At 67.8% G+C, this 11,613-nt stretch carries 10 protein-coding genes; 6 read left to right on the plus strand and 4 right to left on the minus strand.

The genetic code is table 11. The features are described 5' to 3' along the window. Positions 1-1,229: MFS transporter (locus E1261_RS37680; RefSeq protein WP_132414532.1), on the minus strand; the 1,229-nt coding region annotated here is incomplete at its 3' end. Positions 1,230-1,321: 92 nt separating this feature from the next. Between E1261_RS37680 and E1261_RS37685 the strand changes: the two genes are divergently transcribed. After that, positions 1,322-2,980 (plus strand): right-handed parallel beta-helix repeat-containing protein, encoded by a 1,659-nt coding sequence (locus tag E1261_RS37685; RefSeq protein WP_165952780.1) that lies wholly within the window; start codon positions 1,322-1,324, stop codon positions 2,978-2,980. Here the strand turns inward: E1261_RS37685 and E1261_RS37690 are convergent. Further along, positions 2,977-3,864, minus strand: a complete 888-nt coding sequence (locus tag E1261_RS37690) for an MBL fold metallo-hydrolase (RefSeq protein ID WP_132414534.1) — start codon at positions 3,862-3,864, stop codon at positions 2,977-2,979. The genes E1261_RS37685 and E1261_RS37690 overlap by 4 nt on opposite strands. 82 nt (positions 3,865-3,946) lie before the next feature. Between E1261_RS37690 and E1261_RS47000 the strand changes: the two genes are divergently transcribed. Beyond that, on the plus strand, positions 3,947-4,789 hold the full coding sequence (locus E1261_RS47000; RefSeq protein ID WP_132414535.1) for a LysR family transcriptional regulator: 843 nt from the start codon (positions 3,947-3,949) through the stop codon (positions 4,787-4,789). A 162-nt stretch (positions 4,790-4,951) separates the two neighbouring features. Here the strand turns inward: E1261_RS47000 and E1261_RS37700 are convergent, their stop codons facing one another. Next, entirely contained in the window at positions 4,952-5,443 is a 492-nt protein-coding gene (locus E1261_RS37700; RefSeq protein ID WP_132414536.1) for a winged helix-turn-helix transcriptional regulator, read from the minus strand. A 76-nt stretch (positions 5,444-5,519) separates the two neighbouring features. On the opposite strand from E1261_RS37700, the gene E1261_RS37705 reads away from it, so the two are divergent. Next, positions 5,520-5,987, plus strand: a complete 468-nt coding sequence (locus E1261_RS37705; RefSeq protein WP_132414537.1) for a nuclear transport factor 2 family protein — start codon at positions 5,520-5,522, stop codon at positions 5,985-5,987. Between the two features lie 147 nt (positions 5,988-6,134). Continuing rightward, complete coding sequence (locus tag E1261_RS37710) at positions 6,135-7,670, plus strand: molybdopterin-dependent oxidoreductase (protein ID WP_132414538.1); 1,536 nt, start codon at positions 6,135-6,137, stop codon at positions 7,668-7,670. 17 nt (positions 7,671-7,687) lie between these two features. On the opposite strand, the gene E1261_RS37715 is transcribed toward E1261_RS37710, so the two are convergent. Next, entirely contained in the window at positions 7,688-8,908 is a 1,221-nt protein-coding gene (locus tag E1261_RS37715; protein WP_132414539.1) for an aminotransferase class V-fold PLP-dependent enzyme, read from the minus strand. Between E1261_RS37715 and E1261_RS37720 the strand changes: the two genes are divergently transcribed. Together E1261_RS37720 and E1261_RS37725 are read left to right on the plus strand one after the other, a co-directional pair. Continuing rightward, positions 8,907-10,289, plus strand: coding sequence for an aminotransferase-like domain-containing protein (locus E1261_RS37720; protein ID WP_132414540.1), 1,383 nt, complete (start codon positions 8,907-8,909; stop codon positions 10,287-10,289). The genes E1261_RS37715 and E1261_RS37720 overlap by 2 nt on opposite strands. A gap of 65 nt (positions 10,290-10,354) precedes the next feature. Further along, the coding region (locus E1261_RS37725; RefSeq protein WP_132414541.1) for an MFS transporter at positions 10,355-11,613 on the plus strand (1,259 nt) is incomplete at its 3' end.

Below are 11,613 nucleotides of genomic sequence, written 5' to 3' on the forward strand. Positions count from 1 at the left end.
GGGGTGAGGTGGCCTCGGGCGGCGGCGGTGGCTATCCAGGGGACGGCGGTCAGGGTGCCGGCCGTGAGGATGAAGAGGGCTGGGCGGAGGCCGATGGCGGCGCCCAGGAGGCCGCCGGTGAGGCCGCCGATGGGGCCGGTGCCCCATTCGATCAGGCGGATGACGGAGCCGACGCGGCCCAGCAGGCTGGGTTCGACGGTGTGCTGGAGCATGGTGGCGCGGATGATGATCAGGTGAACCACGCCCAGGCCCAGGAGGAATTGTCCTAGGCCGATGATGGCGATCACCAGGAAGTCGGGGCCGGTGGCGAAGGGGATGAGGAGGCCGCCGCCGCCGAAGATTGCGGCGATGACGGCGGTCCAGGCGGGGCTGAAGCGGCGGGTGATGGGTGTGGTGATGAGGCCGGCCAGCAACGGGCCGAGCGAACCCAGTACGGCGATCGCACCGATTGCGGCTGGGGAGAGGCCGAGCTCGCGGACGGCGTACAGGACGTAGAGGGCCAGCACACCCCAGTGGAAGAAGTCGGAGCTGCCTTTGCCCATCGTGATCGCGACGATCCCGGGTTGCTGCCGGAAGGCGGCGAAGCCGGCCCGGATGGACAGTCCGAAGCGGACCTTCTCGGCCGGCGGTAGCGGATCTGGACCGCGCCCGGCGGCCTGGAGTACGGCGGCCACCAGGAACGACACGGCGTCGACGGCGATCGCGATAGGTGCCGTCAGCAACTGAACGAGCACCCCGCCGAGCCCAGGTCCCGCCACTGCGGTCACTGAGTCGGTCAACGCGATGCTGCTGTTCGCCGCGGTGAGCTGCCGTCGGTCGGTCACCAGCGCAGGGACGTAGGCGGTGTGAGCGAGTCCGTAGGCGAGAGCGAGAGTGCCGACCGCGAAGGTCACCACGTAGAGCTGCGCCATCGTGAGCACGCCGAACGCGGCCGCCACCGGAACGGTGCCGATGAGAACGCCCTGGCCGATGTTCGACCAGAACAGCAATCGCCCGCGCCGGAGGCGGTCGACGTACACACCGAGGAAGAGCGCAAGCACCAGCACGGGCAGCGACTCGAGCGCGGTCAGCACCCCCATGGCGGTCGGCCCGGCGGACAGCGTCAGTACGGCGATCAGTGGGATCGCCAGCTCGCTCACCTGCGTACCGGCGTTCGAGAGCAGCTGCGCGGTCCAGAAGAACGCGAACGGCCGATTCCGGCGTAGGGGCACGACCTCGGACCGCGGCATCCCCCGAGTATCCGCTGGGCCGTCATCAGCGGCCACCGGGTTTCACCTGAAAGCGCAGTTTCCTATATGATGTACGATCAAGTGTGCTTGATGTGACGGAGTTCGGGGCGGATCGGACCGGGCGTGCCGACAGTACGGCGGCCGTGGCGAAGGTGCTCGAGGCAGCGCGCGGGGAGACCGGGCCCAAGCGGTTGGTCTTCCCGAAGGGGACCTACCAGTTCTACCCAGATCAGGCCGTCCCCCAGGAGCTGTACCTGTCGAACACGGCCGGTGCCGATCCGGCGGTCCGATTCAAGCGGTTCGCCCTGTACGTCGAGGGGATCGACGACCTGACCATCGACGGCCAGGGATCGCGGTTCCAGCTGCACGGCCAGCTCGGCCTCTTCGCCGTCATCGGATCCAGCAACGTGACGCTGACGAACTTCGAGTTCGACCAGTCAGCCCCACGCGTCATCGACCTGACAATCATCGAGACCGGCCCCGGCTACCGCATCGTGTCCGTCCCCGCAGGCAGCCCGTACGTCGTCGAGGGCGGCCAAGTTTCCTTCCTGACCGAGCCCAGCCCGTACGACGGTCAGTCCTACTGGCGGTACTCATCCGACCAACTGTCCAACGGGCAGCAGGTCTTCGACCCCGTGGCAGGCCTGGCGAGCAGGCGGCCGGCGTGGTTGTTCGAGGGCGTGGTGTCGGTGACCGACCTCGGCGAACGGCGGTTGCGGATCGACTACGGCTCCGAGGCGACGCCGGACGGCCTCGGACTGGTCTATTCGCTGCGCGAGGTCACGCGGGACACGGCGGCCGGGTTCATCTGGCAGTCGAAGGATGTCGCGGTCACCGATCTGAAAGCGCGATACCTGCACGGGTTCGGCATTCTCGGTCAGTTCAGCGAGAACATCGTTGTGGCAGGCAACGAGTTCGCCACCGACCGGACCTCGGGCCGGATCGCCGCCGCCTTCGCGGACTTCGTGCAGATGTCGGGCGTCAAGGGGACCGTGACGATCACCGGGAACACCTTCGACGGCGCCCATGACGACGCCATCAACATCCACGGGACGTACCTCCCGATCACCAAGATCGATGGCCGGAGCTTGCACCTGCGGTACGCGCATCACGAGACGGCCGGGTTCCCACAGTTCGCCGTCGGTGACGAACTGGAGATCGCCAACCGGGCCAGTCTGCGCGCGGTCGGTCAGGCGACGGTGACCGCGGTGACCGGGCCGACCGGTCGGGACTCACACGAGCTGACGACGATGAGCGTCGTACTCGATCGCGACGTACCCGCTGAGGTCCTCGCGGATCCGGAGGCCTTCGCGGTCGAGAACATCACCTACACGTCGTCGGTGCACATTGCCGGGAACACCTTCCGCAACATCCCCACCCGCGGGGTGCTGGTGTCCACCCGCCGGCCGGCCGTCATCGAGGACAACGTCTTCGACGGCCTGGACATGTCCGCGATCCTGATCACCGCGGACGCCTCTGGCTGGTACGAATCCGGCCCGGTCCGCGACCTGACGATCCGCCGGAACACCTTCCGCCGGCCCGCTCCGGGCCATGCCAGCATCCTGATCAACCCGGAGAACGCAGTCCTCGACGGCCCGGTCCACGAGAATATCCGGATCGAGGACAACACCTTCGACGGCGGTCTGCTGGTTGAAGCCAAGAGCGTCCGGAATCTTGCCATCAGCAACAATCAGGTCGCCGGCGGCACCTTTCGCTTCACTGCCTGCTCCGAGATCACCTTGGAGAACTAGTACTCCGAGCATAGGCAGCCGACACCGCGGTCGATCCACTCAGGCAGCCGCCAGTCCGGGTGCCGCGAAATCATCAGCGCCCGGACCTCCTCGGCGATGGTCTCCACCGGCAGCGCCGAATCCCGCCGTACCCACGTCTCGTCGCGCAGTTCGGTCAAGTAGTCGCGGACGTCGACGAGCAGCCGGGCGTCGCCGACACTTCCATGGCCGGGTACGACGATCGCCGGGTTCGACGCGGTGAGGTGCTCCATGACCTTGATCCAGCGGACGCCGGAGACGTCGGTGTCGTGCGGCGGAAACCACGGGAAGATCGCGAACTGCCCGGTCTCGACGAGATCGCCGGTGAACATGACCGAGGCATCCGCGACCGTGACGATCTGATCGCCACGGCTGTGCGCCCGTCCGGTCGGTCGTAGCTGGACCACTCGTCCGCCCAGGTCGAGTTCATGGGTGTCGTCGTACACGAGGTTAGCCGTCGGCAGCTCCACACCGTCGAGTTCGCGCGCGACCGCCGTACCGAGCTGGCGGAACATCGCGAGATAGCCGTCTCCCTTGGCGGACAGATCGGTCGCCTGGGCGGAGTTCACCAGGTACGTCGCCTCCCCGGCGAAGGCCTGTGCGCCGAAAGCGTGTTCCGGGTGGAAGTGGGTCGTGGTCAGGTACAGCCGCCGTCCCGCGGCGTACTCGGTGGCGAACTTCAGCACCTGCTCGGCATTGCGCGGGCCGAGTCCGGTGTCGACCACGAGGACTGCTTGGGAGCCGCCGATGAGGCCGATGTTCGGGACGAGGTCGACGTCCTGGCTGGGGATCACGACCAGATCCCGCGCGACCTCGTGGGCCGCGGAGGTGTCGACGATCGGATCGGGGAAGGGGTAGTCAGCCATGTGATGATCGTCAGGCGGTAGGACCGAGGCCGTCCAAGACTTGTTCCGTATCGCCGATACCCGGTGGGTATCATCGCTGGTCATGGACCTGCGACTGCTGCGCTACTTCGTGGCGGTCGCCGAAGAGCTCCACTTCGGACGGGCCGCGAACCGCCTGCACATGAGCCAGCCGCCGCTCAGCCGGGCGATCCGCCAGCTTGAGGCCGACCTCGGTACGACGCTCCTGCACCGCTCTGCCGCGGGTGTCTCGCTCACCCCGGCTGGGGCGACGCTCCTGACCGAAGCCCGCAACCTGCTGGAGCAATCCGAGCAGGTCCGCGCCCGCGTCAACGCCGCGGCCAGTCTCACCGTCGGAATCCTTGCCGACAGCACCGATCCCGGCATCGCCCGCCTCGCCGACAGCTACCGCCGCCTGCACCCGACCGTCACCATCACCATCCGCGACGCCGACCTCACCGACCCCACCTGCGGCCTCCGCGCCGGCCTGGTCGACATCGCGATCACCCGTGCTCCCTTCGACCCAACAGGCCTGCACCTGCACGAACTCCGCGCCGACCCGCTAGGCGCCGTACTACGCACCGACGACCCGCTCGCCACCCGCGACCGCCTGACCTTGGCCGACCTGGCTGACCGCGCGTGGTTCCAGTTCCCGCCTGGCACTGATGCACTCTGGCAGTCCTTCTGGAACGGCGGCCAATCCCGCGAAGGCCCGGTCGTCCGAGCAGTCCAGGAGTGCATCCAAGCCGTCCTCTGGAACGGCACCATCGGCCTCGCCCCACTCGGCCATCACCTATCGGAGGAGCTGGTCGTCGTACCAGTCACCGACCTCCCACCCAGTCCAGTAGTAGCCGCCTGGCCCGCCACCGACACCAACCCGCTGATCCCGGCGTTCGTGCAGCTCGCGGCGACGGCGTACAGGGGTTAGGGCGTGTCTCTTAAGCCCACGCCTACTGCGCTGCACCCGGCACGGCACCTCGCCGCACTGGAGGAAAGGCCACGATGGAAAAGCATCGAGGCCTCTCCTCCAGCACGCCGAGCTACCGCACCGGGCACATGCTCGCTACGGCGCGGACTTAAGAGACACGCCCTAGCGCATCACCGTGGCGATGAGCGCTGTGCCGGGGGCGGTGCGACCGCCGGGGCCGGGCGTGGGGGTGACGTGCTCGGTGTCGAGTGGTTCGCCGCACTCGGAGCAGGCGACCGTCGGCGTTGTTCGGTGGCCGCACGTCGTGTGGGTGAACTGGATCGGCGGGCCGCCGTCCGGAGTCATCCACCGGTCGCCCCACGCGGTCAGCGCCATCAGGATCGGCAGGAGTTCGCGCCCGGCCTCGGCGAGCGTGTAGCGGTACCGCACCGGGCTGTCCTGGTACGGCGTCCGCGCGATCAGACCGGCGTTGAGCATCGTCTCCAGCCGGTTGGTGAGCAGATTCCGCGAGATGCCCAGGTCGGTGACCAGCTGGTCGAACCGGTCCAGCCCCAGATAGAGGTCGCGCAGGATCAGTGGCGACCACCAGTCGCCCATCACCTCCAGCGACTGCGCGAGCGAACAGTGAAACTCGGCGAACGACGTGTTCCGCATGATCTGCATCCTAGTCAGTTGCGTTATTGAATGCACTATCCGTAGGTTGGTGGGGAAGCCGAACCGAGGGAGCGACATGTACCACCGATTCGTAGCGGCCCAGGTCCGCAAGGCCTTCGCCGAGATCACCGCCGGGAACTGGGAGGCGATGGTCGAGGGCATGGCCCCGACCTTCACCTACCGGTTCTACGGGGACCACGCCCTGTCCGGTGAGCGGCATACGCACGAGGCGTTGCGCCGCTGGTGGCAACGAGCGTTCCGACTGCTGCCCGACACCCAGTTCACCGTCGACGAGATCTTGATCTCCGGCTGGCCGTGGAACACCCGCGTGGCGACTGCGGTCACGGTCGACTGCGGCCTCGCCGACGGCACGCGCTACCAGAACGTGGTCAACCAGTTCCTCCGGATGCGCTGGGGCAAGATCACCGAGGTCCGCACCCTGGAAGACACCGCAGTCCTGCAAGCAACCCTCGACCGCCTAGCCGCCGCCGGCTACTCCGAAGCCCACGCCGCCCCAATCACCGACCTGGTCCCAACCGCCTAGGCGGACCTGCACCACCCACCAACCATCCGTTGGGCACGTCTGGCGGCGCGTGTTGAGCGTGAACTGCGTCGGCCGCGCGAGGTTAGACGGTGGTGGCGGTCCGCCCGACGACCGATCCGGCGGGGCTGCGGCTCCGAAGGACCCCACATGGCAACGAGAGTGCGGCGGTCGGCGGGTGTGGTGGGCGGGGTTGTGGCCGCGGGGGCTGCGTTGGCGGTGGGGTATCTGGTCGCGGCGGTGACGGGTGGGCCGTGGCCGGTGGATGCGGTCGGGGTGCAGGTGATCGACCTGGCGCCGGGGCCGGTGAAGGACTGGGCGGTTCGCGAGCTCGGTACGGCGGACCGGCCGCTCCTGCGGGTTGGTATCTGCGTAGTGCTCGTCGTGGTTGCCGGCATCGCCGGGCTGATCGCCAGTCGAGGCGGCCGTCGGATCGCCGTGGGACTGGCGACCGGGCTGGGTGTGGTCGGGCTGGGGTTTGCGATCTTCAGCCGGTCGGCCGCGTCTGGAGTGGTGGATCGGCTGCTGCCTTCCGTCGTCACGCTGCTCGTCGCAGTTGGCGGGATGTTCTTGGTGACAAGGGCATTTGAACCTCAAGCGCCCCAGAAGGAACAGCCGCCCGGATTCGACCGCCGCCGCTTCCTGGTGACGGTGTCCGCGCTGGCCGTGGTCGGTGCCGCCGGGTGGACCGCGACCAAGGTGCTGCCGGTCCGGGCTGGAGACGCGTTGCGGGAGAAGTTCCGGGTACCGCGGCCAGCCGATCCTGCGGGCCCCATTCCGGCCGCCGCCCAGGTCGACGTACCGGGCGTCACCAGATTCGTCACCCCGAACCCGAAGTTCTACCGCGTCGACACGCTCCTCGAAGTCCCGCGCATCGACCCCGACGACTGGGAGCTGCGCATCCACGGCATGGTCGACAAGGAACTGCGCCTGTCGCTGCCGGACCTCGTCGATCGCCGCCTGATCGAGCGCGACATCACCCTGACCTGCGTCTCCAACGAGGTCGGCGGCCCGTACGTCGGCAACGCCCGCTGGATCGGCGTACCGGTCGCAGACCTCCTGGCTGAGGCCGGCGTCCGTTCAGGAGCCGACGCCGTGAAGTCGACCAGCGTCGACGGCCTCACCATCGGTACGCCGTTGTCCGCGCTCACGGATGGCCGCGACGCGATCCTCGCTGTCGCGATGAACGGTGAACCGCTGCCCTTCGAGCACGGCTTCCCGGTCCGCATGGTCGTACCGGGTCTCTACGGCTATGTGTCGGCCACCAAGTGGATCGTCGATTTCGAGGTGACCCGCTTCCAAGACTTCAGCGCCTACTGGACCGACCGCGGCTGGTCCGTCGAGGCCCCGATCAAGACCGCCTCACGCATCGACGTCCCCAAAGGACTGTCCACGATCAAGGCCGGTCCCGCGGTTGCGGCCGGTGTCGCCTGGGCTCAGCGGCGCGGGATCAAGAAGGTCGAGGTCCGCGTCGACGACGGCGAGTGGCAACCCGCCAAACTCGCCGCCGAGGACACCATCGACACCTGGCGGCAATGGACCTTCCGCTGGAACGCGACCCCCGGCATGCACCGCCTCACCGTCCGCGCCACCAACGGCGACGGCGAGGTGCAGACCGCCGACCAGGCATCGCCCCGCCCGAACGGTTCCTCCGGCCTGCACGACGTCGTCTTCACTGCCGAATAGCCGAGTAGCCGAGTAGGTCAGCCGACAGCTCGCAGCTCGGCAATGGCTGCGATGACCTGCTCCACCTCGTCATCGGTGTTGTAGTAATGCGGTGACAATCGCAGACACCAGTTGACGTTCTTGTCGCCGAAGTCGAACTGCGCGAAGTTCCGGAAGCTCAACGCCGAATTGATGCCTCGGGCATCCAATGCCGTCTTGAACGCTTCCGGCTGCCAGTCGTCGACCGCGATCGTCACCAGCGCGCCCAACTGCTCGCCGCGATCGAGTGCCCGCACTCCGGGGATCGCGTCGAGCCCGTCGCGCAACCGGCCGGCCAGTTGCGGGGTCCGCTCGGAGATCGCGTCGATGCCGACCTCGCGGGCATACCGTACGGCGGCCGCGCAGCCGAGGACCGTGGCATACGGGAACTCCCATTCCTCGAACCGGGACGCGGTCCGGCTCGGGGTATAGGTGCCCGGCGCTGTCCACTTGGCCCCGTGCATGTCGATGAACAACGGCTCGTACCCAGCCGCAAGAACCCGATCGGAGACATACAGGAAGCCGGATCCACGCGGACCGCGGAGGAACTTGCGGCACGTCCCGGTGAGGAAGTCGCAGCCGATCTCCTCGACATCGATCGGGTACTGGCCGACCGATTGGCAGGCGTCGACCAGGTACAGCAGGCCGAGTTCGCGGCAGTGCCGGCCGATCTCGGCGATCGGCTGGACCAGCCCGGAGTTGGTCGGGATGTGGGTGGCGGCGACCAGCCGGGGTCGGTGTTCCTTCATCAGCAGGGCCATCGCCTCGACATCGACACCACCCTCGGGCAGGTCGGGTGCATGCACGAGCTCGATGCCGAAACGCTTGCGCAGCGAGAGAAACGCGATCTGGTTGGAGATGAAGTCGTTCCGCGTGGTGAGGATGACATCACCGCGTTCGAAGGTGATCGACGAGAGAGCGTTCGCGTAGGCGTGGGTCGCGCTGCCGGAGAAGGCGACGTTCCCCGGCCCGCAGCCGATCAGTGCGGCGATCTCGGTGTAGAAGCCACGCACCTCATCGGCGCGGGCGGCGGAGGCCTCGTAACCGCCGATGGCGGCCTCGAGTTGCAGATGCTCGACCATCGTCGTCAGCACCGGAGTCGCGAGCAGTCCGCAGCCGGCGTTGTTGAAGTGGATGACGGTTTCGCAGCCTGGGGTATCGGCCCGGAGGGCGGGAAGCGATTCTCCCCAGGAGGCAGAAGCGCTACTATTGATCCTCATGAATGACAGTAGCACTTCCGAAGAGCTGCTGACGGTACTGCGCGGTCTGGTGCACGGACTGGCGCCGGGGGATCGGTTGCCGAGTAGCCGTGAGCTGATCGACCGTCATCGGGTCGGCCCCGGGACGGTCTCGCGGGCCATCGCCCAGCTCACCGCTGAAGGTGTCGTCATCACCAGGCCGGGCAGCGGCACCTACGTGGCGCCGCGATCCCGCCGTACCGAGACTGCGATCGATACCGGCTGGCAGACGGTCGCGCTCGCCGATCGCAGCGTCGACGCCCAGTCGTTGGCCGACTCGTCAGCGCCGGAAGGGGCCATCCGGTTGGACGGCGGCTACCTGCATGGCTCGCTGCAACCGGCGCGCGCGTTGACCGCGGCGCTCGCCCGCGCGGCGCGGCGGCCGGATGCTTGGGATCGCGCTCCGGCGGCCGGCTTGAGTTCACTCCGGACTGTCTTCGCGGCATTGGCCGACGCCGATGTCCGCGCGGACGACGTACTGATCACCTCGGGCGGACAGAGCGGATTGTCGATCGCGTTCCGCGCCATCGCTGCGCCGGGCAGTCCGGTGCTGGTCGAGTCGCCGAGCTACCCGGGCGCTTTGGCGGCTGCCCGCGCGGCCGGGCTGAGTCCGGTGCCCGTGCCGATGGACGAGTACGGCGTACGGCCCGATCTGCTCGCGGAGGCGTTCGCTCGGTCGGGGGCGCGATTGTTCTACTGCCAACCGACGTACCAAAACCCGACCGGAACTGTGATGAGTGACGAGCGTCGCCAACAGGTACTCGCGGTCGCCAGGGCAGCTGGCGCATTCGTGCTCGAGGACGACTTCGCGCGACTCCTCCATCACGGCGGAACCGTGCCAAAGCCCTTGCTCAGCTCGGATCGCGACGGGACCGTCATCTACCTGACCTCGTTGACCAAACCCGCCGCGCCGAGTCTGCGCATCGGTGCGCTGATCGCACGCGGGCCAGTGCTCGAACGCTTGCGGGCGATCCGACAAGTGGACGACTTCTTCGTCGCCCGTCCCTTGCAGGAGGCAGCGCTCGAGTTGCTCAGCTCGCCGGCCTGGGATCGGCACTTGCGTGGTCTCGCGGTGGCGTTGCGAGACCGGTGTGGAGCGCTCGTCAATGCGCTCGCCGCTAGCCGCCCTGACTGGGAGGTGAGTCATGTCCCGAACGGCGGTCTCCACCTCTGGGTGCGGCTGCCGTCCGGCGACGCAACTGCCGCTGCCGAGGCACGGCAAGCCGGTGTCATCGTCAGCCCCGGCGCCCGCTTCTTCGCCACCGAGAAACCCGCCGATTGGCTCCGCCTGAACTTCGCTGCGACTACTGACCTCGCCGACCTGTCGGCCGCCGCCGGACGTCTGGAGCATATCGAGACATAGTGTCTCGAATCTGTTATCTTCGGTACGGCGAGGTGCGCTGCCTCGTTCAACTGGGGAGGAATGCCATGTGCCGGGCCTGTGGCTCGACCGACCATCAGCCGGGTCCCGCCCGGTCGCCACGCTTCGCCGGACTGCGCAACCGCGACGCGCGGCCGTATCTGTTCGGGACCGGGCTGGCGATGATGGGCGACAACGTCGAGCACGTCATCACCTATTGGGTGCTGTGGCGTGAGTTCCATTCACCGGCGCTGGCCGGCTTCCAGGTGATCAGTCACTGGTTGCCATTCCTGCTCTTCTCGGTGCTGTCCGGATCGCTCGCCGATCGGTACGACTGCCGGCGGATCATTCAGTCCGCGCAGGCGTTGTTCATGTTCGTCTCGCTCTGCTGGGGTCTGCTCTTCCTGACTGACTCCCTGCAGATCTGGCACGCGTGTGTCCTGCTGGTGCTGCACGGTTGTGCGGGCGCGCTGTGGGGACCGGCCGAGCAGATGATGCTGCACGACTTCGTCGGCCGTGACGACCTACCGAGCGCCGTACGACTCAATGCGACGTTCCGAAGTCTGGGGGTGTTGTGCGGCCCGGTCGTCGGCTCGTTGTTGCTGCTCCTGCTGGGACCGACCGGCGGCATCTTCGCGAACATCGCCATCTACCTGCCGCTGACGATCTTCCTGTTCCGCACCCGCTTCACGGGCCACGTCCGCGAGGGCGTCGTGTCCCGCGCACGGCTCGGCCCCATCGCCGCCCTGCGCGCGGCCCGCGCCGTACCGCTCGGTCCGACCATCGCCGGCATGATCATCCTGGCCGGGCTCGGCTCGTTCTTCGTCGGTGCCTCGATCCAGACCGCGATGCCGGAGTTCGCCGAGGATCTCGGGGCTGGCTCCGCCGGACTCACGTACGGCGCTCTGCTGTTCGCCAGCGGATTCGGTGGGGTCGTCGGCGGCCTGGTCATCGAAGCCACCGGCTGGCTGCGCCCCACCGTCAGAACCGCGGTCGTCGGCACGGTCCTCTACGGCCTCAGCATCGTGGTCTTCGCCGTCACCAGCAACTACGTGCTCGCCCTGGTGGTCCTGGCCGTCAGCGGAGTCGCGAACTTCGTCTCGATGTCGATCTCCCAGACGGTAGTTCAACTGGAGGCCGCACCCGCCGACCGAGGCCGAATCATCGGGCTCTACAACACCTCCTCCGGCGGCCTCCGCATCGGCAGCGGCCTCACCGTAGGCCTCACCGGCACCGCCATCGGCATCAAACACTCCCTAGCCCTCAGCGCCGCCGTACTAACCCTCGCCGCCCTAGCCACCGGCACCTACGCCGCCCTACCCCGAAA

Source organism: Kribbella albertanoniae (genome assembly GCF_004348455.1).
Classification (GTDB): domain Bacteria; phylum Actinomycetota; class Actinomycetes; order Propionibacteriales; family Kribbellaceae; genus Kribbella; species Kribbella albertanoniae.